This window comes from Pseudomonas sp. B28(2017) (assembly GCF_002113025.1).
Taxonomy (GTDB): Bacteria; Pseudomonadota; Gammaproteobacteria; order Pseudomonadales; family Pseudomonadaceae; genus Aquipseudomonas.
Window position 1 is genome coordinate 292,240 of record NZ_NEJH01000003.1, and the last position, 21,901, is coordinate 314,140.

Consider the following 21,901-nt stretch of genomic DNA (forward strand, 5'->3'; position numbering starts at 1 on the left):
CGTCAATCTGCCGGAGGTTCAAACCTTATGAGACTAACGTAAGCGTGCGGAGGTTGCATAAGGTCAATTTTAATTGGCTTGGGAAGGCTCGGGCGTAAGCTTTTTAAGCTTGCTGAATCGTTTCATCAGCGCTATAAAAAATGCACAACTCCAAGAAAGGCTTTCTCCATGTCCCCGCTCAAACTCGTCATTGCCCTTGGCGCGCTGTCCGCCTCCCACGCCATGGCCTGGGATTACGTCCTGCTCGACAGCGACAAGGCCGCGCAAAACTGGCAGATCACCAGCCAGCAACTCGGTGTGAAAACCGACCAACCCTTTTCCGTGACCCTTCGTACCTTGCACGGCGGTCGGCAGGAGGGCGTCAGCATCGTCGACATCGATAACGGCACGATGAAACTCTCGGTGGTGCCGACTCGCGGCATGAACGTCTTGCAGGCCTCGGTCGGCAATGTGCGCATGGGCTGGGATTCGCCGGTCAAGGAAGTGGTCAATCCGTCCTTCATCGAACTCAACGGTCGCGGCGGCCTGGGCTGGCTCGAAGGCTTCAACGAGCTGGTCGCCCGTTGCGGCTACGAATGGGTCGGTCATCCAGGCATGGATAACGGCGAACTGCTGACCCTGCATGGCCGCGCCGCCAACATCCCGGCCAGCAAAGTTACCCTGCATATAGATGAACAACCGCCTTACGCGATCAGCCTGCGCGGCGAACTCAAAGAGCAGGCGTTCAAGAAAGTCGACTTCTCAGTGATGACTGAACTGGTCACTGAGCCCGGCAGCGTCGCGTTCGCCCTCAATGACACCCTGACCAATAACGGCGACTATCCGAAGGAATACCAGGCGCTGTATCACAGTAACTTCAGCACCCCGTTCTTGGAGCAGGGCGCTCGTTTCGCCGCGCCGGTGAAACAGGTGTCGCCGTTCAACGACAAGGCCAAGGGCGATCTGCCCGACTGGCAAACCTACCGAGCACCGACCAAGGACTACGACGAGACGGTTTACAACGTGGTGCCGTATGCCGATGCCAAGGGCGATACGTTGACCGTATTGCATAACAAGGCCGGCAGCCTGGGTGTTTCGGTCGGCTTCAACACTCAGACACTGCCAGTGTTCTCCCTGTGGAAAAACACCGATACCCAGGGCCAGGGCTATGTCACGGGGCTGGAGCCGGGAACAAGTTTTTCCTACAACCGCCGTTATCAGCGGCCACTGAACCTGGTGCCGACAATTGGGCCGAAGGAACACAAGCAGTTCCGCATCAGCTACAGCTTGTTGGCGGATAAGGCAGCTGTGGATAAGGCGTTGAAGCAGGTGAGCGAGATTCAGGGTGGGCGGGAGACTGAGGTGCGGCAGACGCCGTTGGTTGATCTCACCAAGGGGTGACCGCTGACTAGAGTGTTGTCGGCCGATATTGCAGCGCTTCGGCCAAATGTTCGCGTCTGATCCCGTCGGCTTGTTCAAGGTCCGCCAGCGTGCGCGCGACCTTGAGCAGTCGATGGGCTGCTCGCAACGACAGAGTTAAACGCTCGCAGGCGGATTCCAGCCAGTTTTCATCGGCTGTGGATAACTTACAGTGCCGGCGTAGGCCTGGCAGGTCGAGGAAGGCATTCGCGCAACCTTGGCGTTTGTGTTGCCGTTCTCTTGCATCGGCAACCAGCTCGGCGGCGGTGGCTGTATCGTCGCCGGGTTTTAACGCAGGATTCAGCGCCGTGGCTTCGCGTGCAACCGTCAGGTGCAGATCGATGCGGTCCAGCAGCGGCCCCGACAGTTTGTTGCGATAGCGCTGCACCATGTCCGGCGTACAGGAACAGCGTCCACTCGGCTCGCCAAGATATCCACAGGGACACGGATTCATTGCCGCCACCAATTGAAATCGCGCTGGAAATCGGACCCGATCCTTGGCCCGTGATATCACGATATGTCCGGACTCCAGCGGCTCCCGTAGCACCTCCAATACCTTGCGATCAAACTCCGGTAGTTCGTCCAGAAACAACACCCCGTGGTGGGCGAGGGTGATTTCGCCGGGTTGCGGTTTCGAGCCGCCTCCCACCAGCGCGGGCCCGGACGCCGAGTGATGCGGTTGGCGAAACGGCCGCTGCGGCCAATGGCTCAATGGCAAACAACTGACGACCGACTGAATCGCCGCCACTTCCAGCGCTTCACTTTCGGCCAACGGCGGCAGCAATCCCGGCAGGCGGCTCGCCAACAGCGTTTTCCCCGTTCCCGGCGGCCCGCTGAACAACAGGTTGTGAGCACCAGCGGCAGCGATCAGCAATGCTCGCTTGGCTGCGGTTTGTCCCTGCACCTCATTCAAGTCGGGATAAGGTTTGCTGGCGTAGAGCAAGCCGTTGGAGACATAAGGCTCAATCGGTGTATGCCCATTGAAATGCGCGACGGCCTCAAGCAGATGATCCACGGCAATCACTTTCAATCCCGAGGCGAGGCACGCCTCTTCAGCGTTAGCTCGCGGCACCATCAACCAGCGCCCGGCCTTGCGCGCTGCCAGCGCTGCCGGCAAGACCCCACGAACCGCCCGCACGGCACCTGATAGCGCCAACTCCCCAAGGCATTCCGCATCATCGAGCGTCAATGTCGGCACCTGCACGCTGGCCGAGAGAATCCCCAGGGCAATCGCCAGATCGAACCGCCCTCCATCCTTGGGTAAATCCGCCGGCGCCAGATTCAACGTGATACGCCGCGCCGGAAATTGCAGCCCCGAATTGATGATCGCACTGCGCACCCGATCCTTGCTTTCCTTCACCGCCGCCTCGGGCAGGCCGACCATGGTCAGCGACGGCAAACCATTGGCCAGGTGGACTTCAACGGTGACAGCGGGTGCATCCACGCCAATCTGGGCGCGGCTGTGGACGATGGAGAGGGACATGGTCGTTCCTTGAGCTAAACGGGGGCCGCTTCCTGCGGGTTTTTGAAGGGTAGTCGGGGGAGGAGAGTCTGGTGGGGTGGTTGAGGGGGCAAACTTTCACTGGATGTTGCGGGGGCCGAGTGACCCACGCAAATGCCACCTGTAGGAACAGGCTCGCTCGTGAAAAACCCAAATGCGCCGCTGGTCATCCGGCTTTACGCGTTATCGTTCACGACCTTCGCGAGCAGGCTCGCTCACAGTGGATTGGGCTCCACAGTGAGGATTTGCGGTGTTATTCGGTCGGTGGATTGAGCTTCGCTTCCAGTTCCGCCACTTTCGCTTCGAGGCTTTCGAGGCGGGCGCGGGTGCGCGCCAGTACGACCATCTGGCTATCGAACTCTTCCCGACTCACCAGATCCAGTTTGCTGAAGGCACTTTGCAGCAACATCTTGAACTGGCTTTCGATTTCGGCTTTCGGCAGTGGGGTGTCGCCGCTGAAGAGACGGGAGGCTGTACCGGTCAGGGCGTCGAGGAAGTCTTTGGGCGCGAGCATGAGGAATGTCCTGGTAACAATGGCAGGCAGTGTATCACGCAGTGTCTATAGTCAAATCCGCGGGCAAGGGATGCACGCTTTTCGCGCATGCGGATAGATGGCGTCGCACCGTTGTTGTGCGTAACACGTCGGGTGTTGTCGCGAAGTCGCTGCCATCAGCGGGCAAAGGCTTGAAAACAGTGAAATTTCCAGAGATGGCAAGCTTTCTGCTTAGTCCCTCATGACCCATGCACTGATGCAGTCGCTGTGACGAATGCAGTGCGCCAGACGGAACACGGGGGAGTGTTTCGTGAGGAGCGGTTAGCTGGCGTCGGACGGGCAGGTAAGGCCGACGATGCGTTACAAAGCCAGGCACTGCGCTTAGACTTGAGACGGGTTTGTTTTCCTGGGGCAAGTCCACCAATTCGGGAGAGAGTTTTCATGAAGCTAGTCACTGCCATCATCAAGCCGTTCAAGCTGGACGACGTACGCGAGTCGCTGTCCGAGATCGGCGTGCAGGGCATTACCGTCACTGAAGTCAAAGGCTTTGGTCGGCAGAAGGGTCACACCGAGCTGTATCGCGGCGCGGAGTACGTGGTCGATTTCCTGCCCAAGGTGAAGATCGACGTCGCCATCGACGACAAGGATCTGGACCGGGTAATCGAGGCCATCACCAAGGCTGCCAACACCGGCAAGATCGGTGACGGCAAGATCTTCGTGGTCAATCTGGAACAGGCGATTCGCATCCGTACCGGCGAAACCGATACCGACGCAATCTAAGCCGCCACAAACCCAACGCCCCAGGAGAAAACAATATGACTCTGCGTAAATTCGCAGGGCTAGGAGCCCTGTTGTCCATCGTAATGCCCAGCCTTGCTTTGGCGGCAGACGAAGTGGCGGCCCCGGTCCTCAACTCCGGCGACACCGCCTGGATGATGACCTCTACAGCCCTGGTGCTGTTCATGACCATTCCCGGCCTTGCGCTGTTCTACGGCGGCATGGTTCGGTCGAAAAACATTCTTTCCGTGATGATGCAGTGCTTCGCCATTACCGGTCTGATCAGTGTCCTGTGGGTCATTTATGGCTACAGCATTGCGTTCGACACGACGGGCATGGAGCAGGGCGTCGTCAACTTCAACTCGTTCATCGGCGGCATGGGCAAGGCATTCCTCGCCGGCATCACGCCAGCCAGCCTGACCGGGCCTGCGGCGCTGTTCCCTGAGGCGGTGTTCGTCACCTTCCAGATGACTTTCGCGATCATCACCCCGGCGTTGATCGTCGGCGCCTTCGCCGAACGGATGAAGTTCTCCGCGATGCTGGTGTTCATGGGCGTGTGGTTCACCCTGGTGTATGCGCCGATCGCGCACATGGTCTGGTCCGGTAACGGCGGCCTGTTGTGGGACTGGGGCGTTCTGGACTTCGCCGGCGGCACCGTGGTGCACATCAACGCCGGTGTGGCCGGTCTGGTTGCCTGCCTGGTGCTGGGTAAGCGCAAAGGCTTCCCGACCACGCCGATGGCGCCGCACAACCTCGGTTACACCCTGATGGGCGCGGCCATGCTGTGGGTCGGCTGGTTCGGTTTCAACGCCGGTTCCGCCGCTGCGGCCAACGGTACCGCCGGTATGGCGATGCTGGTGACGCAAATCGCTACCGCCGCTGCTGCACTGGGCTGGATGTTTGCCGAGTGGATCACCCACGGCAAACCTAGCGCGCTGGGTATCGCTTCGGGCGTGGTTGCCGGTCTGGTGGCAATCACCCCGGCTGCCGGCACCGTTGGCCCGATGGGCGCGCTGGTAATAGGTCTGGCGGCAGGCGTGGTGTGCTTCTTCTGCGCAACTACCCTGAAGCGCAAGCTCGGCTATGACGACTCCCTGGACGCCTTCGGCGTGCACGGTATCGGCGGTATCCTCGGCGCAATCCTGACCGGTGTGTTCGCCGCACCGTCCCTGGGTGGCTTCGGCACCGTGACCGACATCGCCGCTCAAGTGTGGATTCAATGCAAAGGCGTTGGCTTCACGGTGATCTACACCGCGATCGCCACATTCATCATCCTCAAGGTGCTGGATGCGGTCATGGGCCTGCGCATCAACGAAGAAGAAGAAGCGGTCGGCATCGATCTGGCGCTTCACAACGAACGCGGCTACAACTTGTAAGTACGCGTGTAAAAAACTTGCCCGGCTTGCCGGGCATTTTTTTGTCTGAAATTTGTCATTGAAGAGCGCGCTGAAAGGTTTTTCCCTACAGGTTTTGCGATGTTTGCGTCGGGTGTTTTTGTGCAGTCGAAGGCTTACAGGAATGAAGGAATATTAGGGTCTTTGTTTTTTCCCAGAGCGCGCTAGAATGCGCCCGAACGTGCGGAGAACTGTATGTGGCAACAGACTCTGATTGCCTTGCGGGCGAGGCCCCGGGGCTTTCATCTGGTAACGGACGAGTTACTCGCCGGCCTGCCTGAACTCAAGGCGTGTCGGGTCGGTCTGTTGCATTTGTGGCTGCAGCATACCTCGGCGTCGTTGACCATCAACGAGAACGCCGATCCGGCGGTACGTCGCAACTTCGAACGGTTTTTCAATCGTCTGATCCCACAAGGAACAGGCGGCTATGAGCATAACGACGAAGGCCTGGACGACCTCCCGGCGCACTTCAAGGCCAGCGTGCTTGGCTGTCAGCTCAGTTTGCCGATTTCGGCAGGCCGGCTGGCGTTGGGGACCTGGCAAGGCATTTACCTGGGCGAGCACCGTGATCATGGCGGTGCCCGCAAAGTCCTCGCCACCTTGCACGGTGAAGAGGCATAACCGCTGGTCAGCAGCGGCTGTTGATTTTTTTCCGGCAGTCTTCGACAGAGGGCAAAGCTGGGCTATAACTAATCTGCTTTTCGCAAGTCATGAGGTAGAACATGAGCGACGATGATCTGGAAAACGACGACCTCGAAGTAGGCGACGACGACGAAACCGAAGAAGGTCTGGAAGCAGCGGCAGAAGACGTCGCTGAAGACGACGGTGGTGATGCGCCGGTTCCGACCGCCAAAGGCAAGGCCAAGGCAGCGGTATCGGTCGATGAGCTGCCGAGTGTCGAAGCCAAGAACAAGGAACGCGACGCCCTGGCCAAGGCCATGGAAGAGTTCCTGGCTCGTGGTGGCAAGGTGCAGGAAGTGGAGGCCAATGTGGTCGCAGATCCTCCCAAGAAGCCTGACAACAAGTACGGCAGCCGGCCTATCTGAGCCTGCTACCTGCTTGCTGAAAAAGCCCGCCGTCGCTGCGGGCTTTTTCATGCCTGAAACAAAACTTGGAAGTCAGTGGTGATCCCACAGGTTTTTTGGGTCAAGCCGAGACCGCATTCCACCGCGCCAACAACGCCGGTAACTCGGTCAGGCTGCGAATCTCGGCATCTGGCAAATGTTCAGCCTCCCAGGCCTTGCCCGCCGGGTTGAACCAGATTGCACGCAATCCTGCCTGCTGCGCTCCGGCAATGTCATCGCCCGGATGATCGCCGATATGCACCGCGGTTTCGGCGGTTGCGCCGCCGCGTTGCAACGCCTCATGAAACAATCGCGCATCAGGTTTGGCGATGCCGATGTCTTCGGCGCACAACGCAAACTTGAAGTAGTCCGCCAGCCCCAGCCGACGCACATCGGCATTGCCGTTGGTGACCACGCCGAGGGCGTAATGGTTGGCGAGGATTTCCAGAGTCGGTTCAACCTCCGGAAACACATCGATCTGATGGCGAGCGTGCAGAAATACTTCAAAACTCTTGTCCGCCAGATCAGACGCCTCGTCATGCCCATAACCGGACTCTTCCAGCGCATGGAACAGCACACGCCGACGCAGTGCGCTGATGCGGTGCTTGAGGTTGGGCTCGTTGCTCAATACTCGCTCACGAATAGCCCACAGATGCTCCACCGGCACTGCCCCCAGGTTGGGCGCGTGCTCGGTCAGCCATTCACGCAAAACGGCTTCAGCGCTGACGATAACCGGGGCGGTGTCCCACAGGGTGTCGTCGAGGTCGAAGGTGATCAACTGAATACTCATGAATCGTCGCCTTTCATGCGTTTGGCCCGTGGGTGGGCGCTGTCGTAGACCGCTGCAAGATGCTGGAAGTCCAGGTGGGTGTAGATCTGCGTGGTCTTGATGTCCGAGTGGCCGAGCAGTTCCTGCACAGCGCGCAGGTCCTGAGAGGACTCCAGCAAGTGGCTGGCGAAGGAGTGCCGCAGCATGTGCGGGTGCAGGTTCTGCCCCAGTTCGCGCTCGCCGGCCGCCTTGACCCGCACCTGGATCGTCCGAGGGCCGAGGCGCCGGCCTTGCTGGCTGACAAACACCGCATCGTCCGCCGGGTTGGCCATGGCTCGCAGGGGCAGCCACTGTTCCAGCGCCTCGCGGGCCTTTGTCCCTACCGGCAGCAGGCGGGTCTTGCTGCCTTTGCCGAGCACCTGGACCATGCCGTCTGCCAGGTCGAGCTGATCGAGATTGAGCCCCGTAAGCTCCGAAAGCCGCAGCCCGGAGGAGTAGAACAACTCCAGAATCGCCTGGTCCCGACGTGCCAGAAAGTCATCTTCAACCCCGCCTTCAAGCAGTTGCAGGGCGCGGTCGGTGTCCAGGGTTTTCGGCAGGCGGCGTTCGCCTTTGGGCGGTGCCAGGCCGTTGGCCGGATCGTGGTCGCACAGGCCTTCGCGGTTCAGGTAGTGATAAAGCCCGCGAACGGCCGACAGCAATCGTGCCAGGCTGCGGGATGATTGACCTTGGGCGTGCAGGCGGGCAATCAGGCTGCGCAGGCGCTGGATGTCCAGTGCCGCCCAGCTGCCGATGTTCTGTTTGACGCACCAGCCCAGCACTTTATCGAGGTCGCGGCGATAGGCCGACAGCGTGTGCGGCGACACCTGCCGCTCACTGCGCAGGTGTTCGCAGTAAGCGTCCAGTTGCCGTTCCATGTTCAGCGTACCGAGCGCAGGGAGTTGTTGACCCGTGGCAGTACGCGACCCATGACTTCAGCGATGTAGCTCAGGAACAAGGTGCCTACCGAGCTTTTGTAGTGCTGCGGATCGCGGCTGGCGATGGCCAGGATGCCGTGGATGCCCTGGTGGCTGATGGCAACGACCGCGGTGGAACCGATCTGCTTGCGCTGTTCTTCGCCGAACAGGAAGTCCAGTTCATGTTCGCGCAGGCTGCCACTGACGCTTTTTTCTTCCGAGAGCAAGCCGCCGATGGCCACCTGTGCTTCGGCGTGAGTGGCCCAGCGGCCGACCGGCATGGCGTTGTCACCAAGCAGGATGAGGCTGACGAAGGGTACCTGGAATTCCTGGCGCAGGCTGTCTTCGACGCACATCACCACGTCTTCCAGGCTGGCGGCATCCATCAGCGCCAGGATCAGGCGACGGGTCTTGTCGAAGAGACGATCGTTGTCGCGGGCCACGTCCATCAGGTGCGACAGGCGATGACGCAACTCGATGTTGCGGTCGCGCAGGATGGTCATCTGACGCTCCACCAACGACACGGTATCGCCGCGCCGATGGGGGATGCGCAGGGACGGGAGCAGTTCTTCGTGCTCGACGAAGAAGTCCGGATGAGCCTCCAGGTACGCGGCTACAGCCGCCGCCTCCAGGCTTTCGGACGGTGATTCGTCAGCTTGTCGTGCGGGTACCTGGGGCTTGTCGGTCATGGGTTTCGCTCACTCAAAGACGCACTTGTCCTTCATATACGCGTACTGCCGGGCCGGTCATCATCACCGGTTGGCCAGGGCCTGCCCATTCGATGGACAAGCGCCCGCCAGGCAGGTCGATCAATAGCGGCGAATCCATCCACCCCTGGCTGATCGCGGCCACTGCAGCGGCACAGGCGCCGGTGCCGCAGGCCTGGGTTTCCCCGGCTCCGCGCTCCCAGACGCGCAACTGCGCGCGGCTCCGGTCGATGACCTGGAGAAAGCCGACATTGACCCGTGCCGGGAAGCGCGGGTGATGTTCGATTTTCGGGCCCAGCTCATGCACCGGCGCGTTGTTGATGTCGCTAACCCGTACCACCGCATGGGGATTGCCCATGGACACGGCAGCCAGATCGACCGGGGTGCCGTCGACGTCGACCTGATAACTCTTGGCCTGCTCCGGCGCCTGGAACGGAATATCCGCTGGCACCAGGCGCGGGGCGCCCATGTTGACGCTGATCTGGCCGTCGTTACGCACGTCGAGCTCAATGATGCCGCTTTTGGTTTCGACGCGAATCACACGCTTCGCGGTCAGGCGCTTGTCGAGCACGAAACGGGCGAAGCAGCGCGCACCGTTGCCGCACTGCTCCACTTCGGAACCGTCGGAGTTGAAGATCCGATAGCGGAAGTCCACGTCCGGGTTGCTCGGTGCCTCGACGATCAGCAATTGGTCGAAACCGATGCCGGTGTGCCGGTCGCCCCATTGCTTGGCATGCTTGGGCAGAATGTGCGCGTGCTGGCTGACCAGGTCGAGGACCATGAAGTCGTTGCCCAAGCCGTGCATCTTGGTAAAACGCAGCAGCATGGTTTTACTCCGGCAGCAGGCTTTCGCCAGCAAACAACTCGGCTACCGTCTCACGGCGACGCACTTCGAATGCCTGATCACCGTCCACCAACACTTCAGCGGTACGACCGCGGGTGTTGTAGTTGGAACTCATGACAAACCCGTAGGCACCGGCCGAATGCACGGCCAACAGGTCGCCTTCTTCCAGGGCCAGCTGACGATCCTTGGCCAGGAAGTCGCCGGTCTCGCAGATCGGGCCGACGATGTCGTAGGCGCGGGCAGCGGTAGTGCGTGGGCGCACGGCGGTGACGTCCATCCAGGCTTGATACAGCGCTGGGCGGATCAAGTCGTTCATGGCAGCGTCGACGATGGCGAAGTCTTTGTGCTCGGTGTGCTTGAGATACTCGACCTGAGTCAACAGCACGCCGGCGTTGGCCACGATGAAGCGGCCCGGCTCGAACACCAGCGCCAGGTCACGACCATCGAGACGCTCGCGCACGGCCTTGATGTAGTCGGCGGCCAGTGGCGGCTCTTCGTCGCGATAACGCACACCCAGGCCGCCACCGAGATCGATGTGGCGCAGGTAGATGCCGCAATCGCCGAGGCGGTCGACCAGGCCCAGCAGGCGGTCGAGGGCATCGATGAACGGCGGCAAGGTGGTCAGTTGCGAGCCGATGTGGCAATCGACGCCGACCACTTCCAGGTTCGGCAACTGCGCGGCACGCACGTACACGTCTTCGGCGTCGGCGATGGCGATGCCGAACTTGTTCTCTTTGAGACCGGTGGAAATGTACGGGTGGGTGCCGGCATCGACGTCCGGGTTGACGCGCAGCGAAATTGGCGCGCGAACGCCCAGTTCGGCGGCGACCACCTGCAGGCGTTCCAGCTCGTCGGTGGATTCGACGTTGAAGCAGTGCACGCCGACTTCCAGGGCGCGACGCATGTCGTCACGGGTCTTGCCGACGCCGGAGAACACGATCTTGTCGGCGCTGCCGCCAGCGGCCAGCACGCGTTCCAGCTCGCCACGGGAGACGATGTCGAAACCGGCGCCCAGACGCGCCAGGACATTCAGGACGCCCAGGTTGGAGTTGGCCTTGACCGCGTAGCACACCAGGTGCGGCGTGCCGACCAGCGCATCGGCGTAAGCCAGGTATTGGGCTTCGATGTGCGCACGGGAGTAAACGTAAGTGGGCGTCCCAAAGCGCTCGGCGATGGCAGACAGGGCAACACCTTCCGCGAACAGTTCACCGTCACGGTAGTTAAAAGCGTCCATGAGGTTCCCTTATTGGTAGACGTCGTGCTTGTGTGCTTTCGAGGCAGGCTGCTGTTGCGACGACTTGGCCTGCTCGGCAGGGTCCTGGTCTTCATCAGGCAGGTAGAGCGGGCCTTTTTGACCGCAGGCCGACACAAGGCAGGCGACCGCGAGGAGCGCAGCAAGGGAAGAGATCAGGCGCTTCATGGCGAAATCCTTGAAAATGCATTAATTGCGCCGGAGTATACCGGCCACCCGGCGGCTTGCCTATGCAACGGACCGCCCGTCCGGCGGGGCTTGGCCCGATGCCGGTCGGTATCATGCAATCCCGGTGGGAGCGAGCCTGCTCGCGAAGGCGTCGTGTCAGGCGACATCAATGTTGAATGTCAGTCCGCATTCGCGAGCAGGCTCGCTCCCACAATGGGTCCCTCGGTCGTTATCCTTTGCAATCGATAGAGCTCGGTCGTATCTTGCGGCGCTTGAGCCTGATCAGACACTTTTTGAGGTTGCCGTAATGAGTTTGTCCGAAGCGCGTTTCCATGACCTGGTCGATGCCACCCAGCAAACCCTGGAGGACATCTTTGACGACAGCGATCTGGATATCGATCTGGAGAGCTCGGCCGGTGTGCTGACCGTCAAGTTCGAAAACGGCACTCAGTTGATCTTCAGTCGCCAGGAGCCACTGCGCCAGCTGTGGCTGGCCGCGGTGTCCGGTGGTTTCCACTTCGACTACGACGAAGAGAGCGAGCGCTGGATGTGCGACAAGAGCGAAGAGCAGTTGGGTGAAATGCTCGAGCGCATCGTCAAGCAGCAGGCCGGTGTCGAATTCGATTTCGAAGGCTTGTGAGATCGTGACCCAGCCTGCGCCTGTCCGTCCGCCCAAGCCGCTCTACAGCAATGTCAGCCCGGCGGTACCGTCGCCGTGCAGCGGCGTGTGTCGGCTGGACGAGCTGAAAGTCTGCCTGGGCTGCTTCCGCCATGTCGAAGACATCCGCGAATGGCGCTCGGCCGATGACGAGCGCCGGCGGGTGATTTGTGCGCAGGCCGCGCAGCGCAAACAGGGCTCCGGGCCATGACTTGTATATTTTTTGAGCTGTGATAGTGTCCAGAAACGCCTCAACCCATCGAGGCTTGTGAAAACCCCGCCTTTTTCTGGCGGGGTTTTGCTTTTTTCGTGCAGAAGAAAGGAGTCTGCCCAGATCATGACCGCACCTTCCATCACCCTTACCCGTCTGGACGTCCAGCGTCTGGAGCGTCTGATCGACAGCCTGGACGAAACGCTGCCGGGCGTTATTGCGCTGCAAACCGAACTGGACCGCGCCGATGCCGTGGTCGGCCACGAAGAAGTGCCGGCGGATGTCGTGACCATGAATTCCCGTGTGCATTGCCGGGAAGAAGGCAGTGGCAAGGACTACCATCTGACCCTGGTGTACCCCAAGGATGCGAATGCCGACGAAGGCAAGATCTCGATCCTGGCGCCGGTAGGCAGTGCGCTGCTCGGCCTGAAGGTTGGCCAGCATATCGATTGGCCGGCTCCGGGTGGCAAGACCCTGAAACTGACCTTGCTGGAAGTCGAATCGCAACCAGCCAACGGTGGCGACTACAACGTTTGACCCTGCCTCAGACCTGCCCGAGCGCCTCGTTCAATCCGCGCTCAAGGTCAGCCTTGTAGCGCAGGTACAGATGAGTGGAACTCTGTCCTTCGCCGAGCAGGCCTGACAGGTCGAGGTCGGTGATGTAGCAGCGGTAGCGTTCGGTTTCCCGGCGCTGCCCGACGATTTCCCGGGCGACCACGCTGAACAGCTGGTCGCCATGCTCCAGTTCGGAAAACTCCCGTTGATTGCAGTACAGCGTCACCTGCACCTGACCCGGTGCGGCTTTGCCGACGATCGCCTGCACGTCGTAGAACGGTTCGTTCACCGGTGTCTGTGGTATCGGCCGGGCTTCGATGCGGCGTGCTCGGCCAGGGCCTGACGGCAGCAACTGGCAATACAGGGTGTCGAGGTTCAGCGGATGGGCTGCGTCCATCGGCAACAAGGCATCGCGCCGGTACTGGATCGATTGCAGGAAGCGCTGCAGCGGCACCAGCAGGCTTTGCTCGTCGTGCCAGGGCAGGCGTTGCTGCCACAGCGCATTGAGCTCATCGAGCACGTACAGATCGGCCTGATCTTCGTTGACCCGGTAGAACACTTGAATGCAGTCCGGCTGGCCCGTGGGCAGGAACAGCGCAAGGTCGTGGTCTTCCAGTGCCTTTGGGTCCAGGTGAAGCGGGCTGTAGCTCGCCATTTCCTCACCGAGGTAATCGATCAGCGCCGGCAGAGTGGCCAGTGCGATGTGCTGGACCTGGCCCGGCACCAGCTCCAGCACGTGGTAGTGCTGCTGGACCTGGATCAGGTAGCGATGATTGAGCCGGCTCAGCAGCAGGTTCTGCGCGGTATCGAAGATTTCTTCCACCCGTTGGGCGATGAACTGCGCGCGGTTATGGCAGAAGCAACGCACCCGCAACTTCGGCTGTTGCGGCCCCGCCGGCAGGTTGTTGAGGTAGTCGCGGATGCAGTTGAGCAGGGCGTTGGGGCCGTCGTAGTGAGCGACCAGCACTTCGTTCCAGCTATTGAGCGTGACCTGGTCCAGGGTCAGCACCAGATTTTCCCGGACGCCGGCATAGCTCAGGGAGTCGGTGCGCTCGGTGGTCATCAGGATATTCAGGTCGCGATGGTGCTTGAGCGGATCGATGCCGACGTTCACCAGAATCAGCACTTCACTCGGCACGCTGGCGCGCAACAGAGGTTCTTCGGCGACGGTGGGCAAGGGCAGGGCGATGGTCTGTTGCAGGCTGCCGAGCAGGTTGAACAGTTCGAATTCGCTCAGGTCGCTGGTGCCGGGATGCAAGGCCAGGCGGGTGCTGCTGTCGATCACGCCATTGCGGTGGCACCAGGTCAGCAGTTCCAGCAAGTGACGGCTGCGTTTGATCGGTGCGAAATGCTCCCACTCCAGCGCCGTCAGGCTGCCGTTGTACAAGCCCCACTGGCCGTGTCCCGGTTCTTTCTTGTTCGGTGCGTGCACCAGCGTCAGGGTGTCTTCGGCCAGATCCGGGGCGATGCCGGGGTTGATGAACTCGACTTTGCCGGCCTTGCGCTCGAAAGCTGCATACAGTCGGCGACCGAGGACACTCAGGTCGCGCTTGTTGATGCGACTGACCGTTTGTTCGTGACGGGCAAACTGGGTGAGGAAGCGATAGCTGTAATTCAGCTCGTTGACCAGTGCCCGCCGCTCGGAGCTGACCTGGCGGACTTTCCACTGGCTGCGGCTGTCGAGCAGGGCCAGTTGCCGCTGATCCCAGTGCCATTCGTGGGCCAGGCGCTCAAGTAATGCCCGTTGCCAGTTCTGGGTGCGGCTGCTACCGGTCAGTTTGCGATTGACCTTCAGGTACAGCGCGCGCCGCACCAGTTCCAGGCGCTCGGGTTCGTTGCGGGCGAGCAAGTACTCTTCGATGCGCCGGTACACCACGACGTACGGATCCAGCTCGTCGAGGTCGAGGCGGTTAGCGAACACCGCTTGCTTGAAGCGCAGGCTCAGGCAATGGACCCTGGGGTGTTCGCTGGCGTAAACCTCGGTCAGCAACAGCTTGAGCACCGACTTGTAGGGCGACTCGATGCCTTTGAACAACTGCCAGAGCCCGGCACCGATGAATTCGCCGGGCGGGATGAAGGCCAGGTTGCCGAGGTCGAGGGTTTCATCGGCGCGGATAAAGCGTTTGGAGATCAAGGTATGGGTGTAGCGGTCGTAGCTCGACTCCTCATAGACCGGCACCAGCCACCAGATCGGTGTACGCCCGGCCAGCCAGATCGTGGTGCGGTAAAACTCGTCCAGCAACAGGTAGTGCTGGGTGGTGCCGCAATCCTCCGAACTCAGCTGGGTATCGCGCTCGCCATGGACGAAACGGGTCGGGTCGATCAGAAAAAAGTGCGCTTCGGCGCCCTGGCTGGCGGCCCAGGCTTCCAGCAATTGGCATTTTTTTCGCAGTTCGGCGAGTTCGCTCTCGGTCAGGTCCGCCCCATGGCAGACCCACACATCCATATCGCTCTGGTCGGCTTGCGCCAGAGTGCCGAGGCTGCCCATCAGGAACAGTCCGTGAATCGGCCGGGGCGGGTTGCTGCCGTGGCGCGGCTTGTAGGAAAACGAGCGGGTCAGGCGCTGGGCTTCAGCGAGGACATTGGCATCCGGTTCGAAATTCGACAGCCCGGCGGGCGTACTGCCGGAAACGTAGCCGGGCAGCAGCGGATGATTAACGTGGAAAAACAGCGGCAGCAATGTCAGGACCCATTGCTGGCGGCTCGACAACCCTTCCATGGCGCGAGCCATGCGTCCTTCGTTGAGCTTCAGAAAGCGCGCGCGCAGCTGGCTGAGAACCTTGCGGTCGATTCCCTCGTCCAGATCAGGGCGGATTTCATGGGTGCGGGTCATGTCAGCTCAAACCGGCTCGCAGGGCTCGGACGTGGGAGTCTCAGGTGAGGGGCAGTTTAGCGCCTCGGCCACGGGACTTTTAAGCTGATTTTGTATTTCTGGCGTCAGATTTTTATCGCGTGGCGAAAACGGGCAACAAATTGCGCCCGCGGAAATCCTTTTACAGGGGTTTCCGTGGGCGATGCGGGGGAATTCAGGCTGTTTCTTCGGCTTTCAGAATGGTGAGCACGGTTTGCACACTTTGCGCGGCGTCACGACCCAGGCTAGTGAGATAGCCGCCATCAGGCTGGTCGATCAGTTCTTTTTCAAATAGGCGTTTGGCAGCGGCAATGGCTTTCGGGGCAGCGGTTTGATGAATTTTCAAACCTTCCTGGGAACTGTCCAGGTTGAAGAGTGCGAGGATTTCCAGTTCGGCAACCAACTCAGGGGTAAGCGACATAAGGACTCCAGACTTTCTAGGAATTGGGCGACAGCGCCCCTAAGGTGAACCCGCTTGTCCGGCATGTCCAGTGCTCGCGACAGGGTTTTTTTGGTTGGGGTGGAAATTGACTTGCAGGAGCGAGCTTGCTCGCGATGGTCGTGAACGATGACGCGTAAGCCAGATGTCCCGTGGCACTCTCGGGTTTTTCGCGAGCAAGGCTCGCTCCTACAGGGGGGGCGTGGATTTATTGTTTTTCCGGCGGCAGCTCGGGCAATGCGCGCAGTGCAGCTTCGTACCATTCGGTGTTGAACGCGCGGTCTTCTTCGAGGATCGCGTCGATTTCTACCGCCAAAACGTGGGCCATCAAGTTGAGGATCTCTTCCCGCTCGTAACCCACCAGCGTCAGTTTGTTGAAGGTCGCCTTGGCCGCTGGCGGGTTTTCGCTTTCGATTTGATTCTCGATGGCTTCGATCAGCGTGTTCTCGGCGAACTCTTCTTCGTCGATGTCGTCTTGGTTGGTATCGGGGGTCGGCTCGCTCATGGCAGGCTCCTCAGGGAAAGGTGGCCAGTTTACCCGCATTCAGCCGCGTGATGCTGCTGGCAAGAATCCCGGCAGCGTTCTATAAACAGGCACTGCCCACCCCGCATGGTCTGGAGGCTTTGTGATGATCAAGCTTTATGGATTCTCCGTCAGTAACTACTACAACATGGTCAAACTGGCGTTGCTGGAAAAAGGACTGCTCTTTGAAGAAGTGCCGTTTTACGGCGGCACCAGCCCCGAAGCACTGGCCATCAGCCCGCGTGGAAAGGTCCCGGTGCTGCGCGTAGAACAGGGTTTCATCAATGAGACTAGCGTGATCCTCGAATACATCGAGCAAAGTCAGAAAGGCACACCGCTGTTGCCAAGCGATCCGTTCGAGCGCGCTCAGGTGCTGGCACTGGCCAGGGAAATCGAGCTGTACATCGAATTGCCGGGGCGAGCCTGCTTCGCCGAAGCGTTTTTCGGCATGACCGTGCCGGAAGCGATCAAGGAAAAAACCAAGGCCGAACTGTTGCTGGGGATGGCAGCACTGGGCCGGCATGGCAAATTCAGCCCTTACGTGGCTGGCGACAGCTTGAGCTTGGCGGATCTGTATTTCCTGTTCAGCGTGCCGCTGGCGTGTGGGGTCGCCAAGAAGTTGTTTGGCATCGATCTATTGGCCGAGATGCCGAAGGCCAAGGCGCTGCTGGAGTTTTTGGGGGGTAATCCGAATGTGCAGCGTGTGGCGGCTGATCGGGAAGCGGCGATGCCGGCGTTCATGGCGATGATTGCTGCCAAAAAGTAGTTTTGTGGCGTTCTGAAGTCAGTCATCGCGGGCAAGCCCGCTCCCACAAGGATCCAGTGCTTGCCAAAAATCTATGGCAAACAAAGAAACCTGTGGGAGCGGGCTTGCTCCGGGCTGCGATCCGACGAAGCTTTTAGCGGCTGGCCAGAAGTGCCTGGCCGCGCGCCACAGCAGCCTTCACTTGCGCCGGTGCGGTGCCGCCGATGTGATTACGGGCATTGACCGAGCCTTCGAGGGTCAGCACGGCGAACACGTCCTGATCGATCTGGTCGCTGAACTTGCGCAGTTCTTCCAGACTCATTTCCGCCAGGTCCTTGCCGCTGTCCACGCCGTACTTCACGGCATGTCCCACGATTTCATGGCAATCACGGAATGGCAGGCCGCGACGCACCAGGTAGTCAGCCAGGTCGGTGGCGGTGGAGAAACCGCGCAGGGCCGCTTCGCGCATCATCGCGTGCTTGGGCTTGATTGCCGGAACCATGTCGGCGAAGGCCCGCAGCGAATCGCGCAGGGTGTCGGCGGCGTCGAACAGTGGTTCCTTGTCTTCCTGGTTGTCCTTGTTGTAGGCCAGGGGCTGACCTTTCATCAGGGTCAGCAGGCCCATCAGCGCGCCGAATACGCGGCCGGTCTTGCCGCGCACGAGCTCCGGCACGTCCGGGTTTTTCTTTTGCGGCATGATCGAGCTGCCGGTGCAGAAACGGTCGGGCAGATCGATGAACTGGAATTGCGCGCTGGTCCACAGCACCAGCTCTTCGGAGAAGCGCGACAGGTGCATCATCGCGATGCTGGCGGCCGAGCAGAACTCGATGGCGAAATCGCGATCGGAGACGTTATCCAGCGAATTGCCGCCAACCGCGTCGAAACCCAGCAATTGTGCGGTGTATTCACGATCGATCGGGTAGGTGGTTCCGGCCAGCGCCGCGCTGCCCAGCGGCATGCGGTTGGTACGTTTGCGGCAGTCGACCAGGCGCTCGTAGTCGCGGCTGAGCATTTCGAACCAGGCCAGCATGTGGTGCCCGAACGTCACCGGCTGTGCAGTCTGCAAGTGGGTGAACCCCGGCATGATGCTGGCGGCTTCGCGCTCGGCCTGCTCCAGCAGGCCTTTTTGCAGGCGGGTGATTTCGGCCAGGATCAGGTCGATCTCGTCACGCAGCCACAGACGGATGTCGGTGGCGACCTGATCGTTACGGCTGCGGCCGGTGTGCAGTTTTTTACCGGTCACGCCGATACGGTCGGTCAGTCGCGCCTCGATGTTCATGTGGACGTCTTCGAGGTCGATGCGCCAGTCGAACTGGCCAGCCTCGATTTCACCCTGGATGGTCTTCAGACCATCGATGATGCTGTCGCGCTCGGCATCGGTCAGCACGCCGACCTTGGCCAGCATGGTGGCGTGGGCGATCGAGCCCATGATGTCGTGGCGATACAGGCGCTGGTCGAAGGTGACGGAGGCGGTGAAGCGGGCGACGAAGGCGTCGACGGGTTCACTGAAGCGGCCGCCCCAGGACTGATTGGTCTTGTCAGTGCTCATGAATTCGCTCGTATCGGCTTGATGAAAGAAGGCGTTGAACGCTGGCGCGGATAATAACAGGGTTGCCAAGCCTGTCGCTGACACTGGTCGACACGTTTTTTTGTGTAGGAGCAAGCTCACTCCTGCACTGGCGCAACGATATTTTTCAATTGAGCAATAACGTCCCGGCAACCGTCTACAGTTGGACAATAGGATCAGCGCACTTCTCGGTGCAGCCGCTGACCAGAAAAAGAGTGGGGTGTTCATATTGCGTGTCAGCAAACCCTGTGGCGATGTGTCGCCAATGCGGGCCTGGGCCGCCAATCACCTGGCAGATGAAAATTTAGCTGCCCGACCAGCGGCACTTTTTGACGCTCGGGCTAGTCTTAGCGTGGATCGCGGTGACAGACGTCACTTCACCTGTCTACGCTATCCTTGTGCGAGACTCACGCAGGAATCCAGCGCAATATGAATGTCCTGATCGTTGATGACGAACCCTTGGCCCGCGAGCGCCTGAGCCGAATGATTGGCGAACTCGAGGGTTACAGTGTCCTGGAGCCTAGTGCCACGAATGGCGAAGAGGCGTTGGCGCTGATCGACAGCCACAAGCCGGATATCGTATTGCTTGATATCCGCATGCCCGGCCTTGATGGCCTGCAAGTGGCTGCGCGGTTGTGCGAACGCGAAACTCCCCCCGCCGTGGTGTTCTGCGCCGGGCCCGATGAATTTGCCGTGGAAGCCTTACAGGCCAGCGCCGTAGGCTATCTGGTGAAACCTGTGAGAACTGAACAATTACATGACGCATTAAAGAGAGCCGAACGCCCCAGCCGTGCCCAGCTCGCCGCCCTGACCCGCCCCGCTGCCGAAAGCGGCAACGGCCCGCGCAGCCATATCAGCGCCCGAACCCGTAAAGGGATCGAGCTGATTCCGCTGGATCAGGTGGTGTACTTCATTGCCGACCACAAATACGTGACCTTGCGCCACGAAGGCGGCGAGGTGCTGCTCGATGAGCCGCTCAAGGCCCTCGAGGACGAATTCGGTGACCGTTTCGTGCGTATCCATCGCAATGCACTGGTCGCTCGCGAGCGTATCGAGCGACTGCAGCGCACACCCCTGGGGCATTTTCAGCTGTTCCTCAAAGGCCTCAACGGTGATGCGCTGATCGTCAGCCGGCGCCACGTGGCTGGCGTGCGCAAGATGATGCAGCAGCTTTAAACAGCTGTCCGCAAGCGAATTTCACACCCGATTGCCGGACATCCGGGGCCAGGGAGGCCGAGTAGTATCTGATACAAGTCAAAGCGGATTTGGCTGAGCTGTTATTATCTGCCGTATCTATTCAGTACGGATTGATCCATGTCCTCTCGCCAGATCCGCATCGCCACCCGCAAAAGCGCACTCGCCCTGTGGCAGGCCGAATACGTCAAAGCCCGCCTTGAGGCAGCTCATCCGGGCCTGCTGGTGACCCTCGTCCCCATGGTCAGTCGTGGCGACAAGTTGCTCGACTCACCGCTGTCGAAAATCGGCGGCAAGGGCCTGTTCGTCAAGGAGCTCGAAACCGCGCTGCTGGAAAATGAAGCCGACATCGCCGTGCACTCCATGAAGGACGTGCCGATGGACTTCCCCGAAGGCCTCGGTCTGTTCTGCATTTGCGAACGGGAAGACCCGCGCGACGCCTTCGTTTCCAACACCTACACCAGCCTGGACGAGTTGCCCCAGGGCAGCATCGTCGGCACCTCTAGCCTGCGCCGCCAGGCTCAATTGCTGACCCGTCGTCCGGACCTGGAAATCCGCTTCCTGCGCGGTAACGTCAACACCCGCCTGGCCAAGCTCGATGCCGGTGAATACGACGCCATCATCCTCGCCGCTGCCGGCCTGATCCGTCTGGGCTTTGAGGGTCGCATCACATCGGCCATCAGTGTCGACGACAGCCTTCCAGCCGGTGGCCAGGGTGCGGTGGGGATCGAATGCCGCAGCGCCGACAGCGAAATTCATGCGCTGCTGGCGCCCTTGCATCACCAGGATACCGCCACCCGCGTGACCGCCGAACGTGCCCTCAACAAGCACCTCAATGGCGGTTGCCAGGTACCGATTGCCTGCTACGCCGTGCTGGAAGGTGAGCAGGTCTGGTTGCGCGGGCTGGTCGGTGATCCGAGTGGTGGCCGACTGCTCAGTGCCCAGGCTCGTGCGCCGCGTGGCGATGCCGAGGCTCTTGGTGTGAAAGTGGCCGAAGACCTTTTGAGCCAGGGCGCCGACGTGATTCTGAAAGCGGTCTATGGCGAGGCTGGTCACGAGTGACTGGCTGGCGCTTGCTGCTGACGCGTCCCGCCGATGAGTCGGCGGCGCTGAGCAGTTTTTTGGCCGAGCAGGGGATATTCAGTAACAGTCTGCCGCTTTTGGACATCGTGCCCCTTGCGACCACTGACACAATGCGCCAGGTGATTCAGGTGCTGGATCAGTTCTGCGCCGTCATCGTGGTCAGCAAACCGGCCGCCCGGATTGGCGTCGAACTGCTTGAACGGTTTTGGCCAACGCCGCCCGCTGTGAAGTGGTTCAGCGTCGGCGCGGCGACTGCGCAGATCCTCGAGGATCACGGATTGGACGTGAGCTTCCCGGCAGAAGGCGATGACAGTGAAGCCTTGCTCGAACTTTCCCGACTGCGCGAGGCTATCGCACAACCCGATGCGCGAGTGCTGATCCTGCGCGGGGAGGGCGGGCGCGAGTTGTTGGCTGAGCGCTTGCGTGAGCTTGGTGCCAGTGTCGAGTATCTGGAGGTGTACCGCCGGGCATTGCCGGTTTACCCGCCGACAGCGCTGCCGGAACGGATCCAGGCGGAACGCCTGAACGGGCTGGTGGTCAGCAGTGGACAAGGTTTTGAGCACCTGCATCAGTTGGCCGGCGACGCCTGGCCGCAATTGGCGCGGTTGCCGTTGTTTGTACCAAGCCCCAGGGTTGCCGAGCTGGCGCGTGCCGCCGGGGCCAAAACAGTTGTGGATTGCCGCGGTGCCAGTGCCGCGGCCTTGCTGACGGCGTTACGGGAGCATCCCGTGCCCGTTTTCTAATGCAAAGGA

The 21,901-nt window shown here is 60.6% G+C and carries 24 protein-coding genes; 12 read left to right on the forward strand and 12 right to left on the reverse strand.

All coding sequences use genetic code 11. The features are described 5' to 3' along the window. Positions 1-168 precede the first annotated feature (168 nt). On the forward strand, positions 169-1,380 hold the full coding sequence (locus CAF65_RS10575) for an aldose 1-epimerase family protein (RefSeq protein ID WP_085716230.1): 1,212 nt from the start codon (positions 169-171) through the stop codon (positions 1,378-1,380). Positions 1,381-1,387: 7 nt separating this feature from the next. Here CAF65_RS10575 and CAF65_RS10580 read toward each other — a convergent pair whose 3' ends face one another. Together CAF65_RS10580 and CAF65_RS10585 are read right to left on the reverse strand one after the other, a co-directional pair. Beyond that, positions 1,388-2,881, reverse strand: a complete 1,494-nt coding sequence (locus CAF65_RS10580; RefSeq protein ID WP_085716231.1) for a YifB family Mg chelatase-like AAA ATPase — start codon at positions 2,879-2,881, stop codon at positions 1,388-1,390. Positions 2,882-3,152: 271 nt separating this feature from the next. After that, positions 3,153-3,413, reverse strand: a complete 261-nt coding sequence (locus CAF65_RS10585; RefSeq protein ID WP_057398697.1) for an accessory factor UbiK family protein — start codon at positions 3,411-3,413, stop codon at positions 3,153-3,155. Between the two features lie 420 nt (positions 3,414-3,833). Between CAF65_RS10585 and glnK the strand changes: the two genes are divergently transcribed. The 4 genes from glnK (at position 3,834) to sutA (ending at position 6,609) form a co-directional block, all read left to right on the forward strand. Then, complete coding sequence (gene glnK, locus CAF65_RS10590; protein ID WP_002555808.1) at positions 3,834-4,172, forward strand: P-II family nitrogen regulator; 339 nt, start codon at positions 3,834-3,836, stop codon at positions 4,170-4,172. A gap of 35 nt (positions 4,173-4,207) precedes the next feature. Next, positions 4,208-5,545: an ammonium transporter gene (locus tag CAF65_RS10595; protein ID WP_085716232.1), complete on the forward strand. Its 1,338-nt coding sequence runs from the start codon at positions 4,208-4,210 to the stop codon at positions 5,543-5,545. A 213-nt stretch (positions 5,546-5,758) separates the two neighbouring features. Next, positions 5,759-6,184 carry a secondary thiamine-phosphate synthase enzyme YjbQ gene (locus CAF65_RS10600; RefSeq protein ID WP_085716233.1) on the forward strand — a complete coding sequence of 142 codons (426 nt, stop codon included), beginning with the start codon at positions 5,759-5,761 and terminating at the stop codon, positions 6,182-6,184. 101 nt (positions 6,185-6,285) lie between these two features. Continuing rightward, entirely contained in the window at positions 6,286-6,609 is a 324-nt protein-coding gene (gene sutA, locus CAF65_RS10605) for a transcriptional regulator SutA (RefSeq protein ID WP_007980816.1), read from the forward strand. 100 nt (positions 6,610-6,709) lie between these two features. Here the strand turns inward: sutA and CAF65_RS10610 are convergent, their stop codons facing one another. Genes CAF65_RS10610 through CAF65_RS10635 form a run of 6 tightly spaced genes read right to left on the reverse strand, consistent with a single transcriptional unit; the run spans position 6,710 to position 11,323 of the window. After that, a complete protein-coding gene (locus tag CAF65_RS10610; protein WP_085716234.1) occupies positions 6,710-7,417 on the reverse strand; it encodes an HAD family hydrolase in 708 nt (235 codons plus the stop codon). Beyond that, positions 7,414-8,313, reverse strand: a complete 900-nt coding sequence (xerC, locus tag CAF65_RS10615) for a tyrosine recombinase XerC (RefSeq protein ID WP_085716235.1) — start codon at positions 8,311-8,313, stop codon at positions 7,414-7,416. Before xerC ends, CAF65_RS10610 begins: the two co-directional genes overlap by 4 nt. Before the next feature lie 2 nt (positions 8,314-8,315). Next, positions 8,316-9,041, reverse strand: coding sequence for a DUF484 family protein (locus CAF65_RS10620; protein ID WP_085716236.1), 726 nt, complete (start codon positions 9,039-9,041; stop codon positions 8,316-8,318). 13 nt (positions 9,042-9,054) lie between these two features. Further along, the gene (gene dapF / locus CAF65_RS10625) at positions 9,055-9,885 is read right to left on the reverse strand and encodes a diaminopimelate epimerase (protein WP_008015513.1); all 831 of its coding nucleotides are present in this window, start codon (positions 9,883-9,885) and stop codon (positions 9,055-9,057) included. 4 nt (positions 9,886-9,889) lie between these two features. Further along, the gene (lysA, locus tag CAF65_RS10630) at positions 9,890-11,137 is read right to left on the reverse strand and encodes a diaminopimelate decarboxylase (protein ID WP_008015512.1); all 1,248 of its coding nucleotides are present in this window, start codon (positions 11,135-11,137) and stop codon (positions 9,890-9,892) included. Positions 11,138-11,146: 9 nt separating this feature from the next. Next, on the reverse strand, positions 11,147-11,323 hold the full coding sequence (locus tag CAF65_RS10635; protein ID WP_007992225.1) for a lipoprotein: 177 nt from the start codon (positions 11,321-11,323) through the stop codon (positions 11,147-11,149). A gap of 307 nt (positions 11,324-11,630) precedes the next feature. Between CAF65_RS10635 and cyaY the strand changes: the two genes are divergently transcribed. From cyaY to rnk, 3 genes are all read left to right on the forward strand, one after another. Further along, the gene (gene cyaY / locus CAF65_RS10640) at positions 11,631-11,963 is read left to right on the forward strand and encodes an iron donor protein CyaY (protein ID WP_085716237.1); all 333 of its coding nucleotides are present in this window, start codon (positions 11,631-11,633) and stop codon (positions 11,961-11,963) included. A 4-nt stretch (positions 11,964-11,967) separates the two neighbouring features. Next, on the forward strand, positions 11,968-12,192 hold the full coding sequence (locus CAF65_RS10645; RefSeq protein ID WP_085716238.1) for a DUF1289 domain-containing protein: 225 nt from the start codon (positions 11,968-11,970) through the stop codon (positions 12,190-12,192). A gap of 126 nt (positions 12,193-12,318) precedes the next feature. Next, positions 12,319-12,729, forward strand: a complete 411-nt coding sequence (rnk, locus tag CAF65_RS10650; protein ID WP_085716239.1) for a nucleoside diphosphate kinase regulator — start codon at positions 12,319-12,321, stop codon at positions 12,727-12,729. Between the two features lie 7 nt (positions 12,730-12,736). Here the strand turns inward: rnk and CAF65_RS10655 are convergent, their stop codons facing one another. From CAF65_RS10655 to CAF65_RS10665, 3 genes are all read right to left on the reverse strand, one after another. Next, the gene (locus tag CAF65_RS10655) at positions 12,737-15,580 is read right to left on the reverse strand and encodes a class I adenylate cyclase (RefSeq protein WP_085716240.1); all 2,844 of its coding nucleotides are present in this window, start codon (positions 15,578-15,580) and stop codon (positions 12,737-12,739) included. 193 nt (positions 15,581-15,773) lie between these two features. Beyond that, positions 15,774-16,019, reverse strand: coding sequence for a TIGR02647 family protein (locus CAF65_RS10660; protein ID WP_085716241.1), 246 nt, complete (start codon positions 16,017-16,019; stop codon positions 15,774-15,776). A gap of 226 nt (positions 16,020-16,245) precedes the next feature. Continuing rightward, positions 16,246-16,542, reverse strand: a complete 297-nt coding sequence (locus tag CAF65_RS10665) for a hypothetical protein (protein ID WP_085716242.1) — start codon at positions 16,540-16,542, stop codon at positions 16,246-16,248. A 124-nt stretch (positions 16,543-16,666) separates the two neighbouring features. Between CAF65_RS10665 and CAF65_RS10670 the strand changes: the two genes are divergently transcribed. Beyond that, positions 16,667-17,326, forward strand: coding sequence for a glutathione S-transferase family protein (locus tag CAF65_RS10670; RefSeq protein WP_085716243.1), 660 nt, complete (start codon positions 16,667-16,669; stop codon positions 17,324-17,326). A 133-nt stretch (positions 17,327-17,459) separates the two neighbouring features. Here CAF65_RS10670 and argH read toward each other — a convergent pair whose 3' ends face one another. Continuing rightward, on the reverse strand, positions 17,460-18,854 hold the full coding sequence (gene argH, locus CAF65_RS10675; protein ID WP_007978825.1) for an argininosuccinate lyase: 1,395 nt from the start codon (positions 18,852-18,854) through the stop codon (positions 17,460-17,462). Positions 18,855-19,301: 447 nt separating this feature from the next. Here argH and CAF65_RS10680 point away from each other — a divergent pair, with 447 nt between their 5' ends. The 3 genes from CAF65_RS10680 to CAF65_RS10690 all read left to right on the forward strand — a co-directional run bounded on the left by CAF65_RS10680 (position 19,302) and on the right by CAF65_RS10690 (position 21,892). Further along, a complete protein-coding gene (locus CAF65_RS10680) occupies positions 19,302-20,048 on the forward strand; it encodes a LytTR family DNA-binding domain-containing protein (RefSeq protein ID WP_085716244.1) in 747 nt (248 codons plus the stop codon). 138 nt (positions 20,049-20,186) lie between these two features. After that, positions 20,187-21,128, forward strand: coding sequence for a hydroxymethylbilane synthase (gene hemC / locus CAF65_RS10685; RefSeq protein WP_085716245.1), 942 nt, complete (start codon positions 20,187-20,189; stop codon positions 21,126-21,128). Beyond that, positions 21,125-21,892, forward strand: a complete 768-nt coding sequence (locus CAF65_RS10690) for a uroporphyrinogen-III synthase (protein WP_085716246.1) — start codon at positions 21,125-21,127, stop codon at positions 21,890-21,892. The genes hemC and CAF65_RS10690 overlap by 4 nt, the downstream gene beginning before the upstream one ends. The last annotated feature ends 9 nt before the right edge of the window (positions 21,893-21,901 follow it).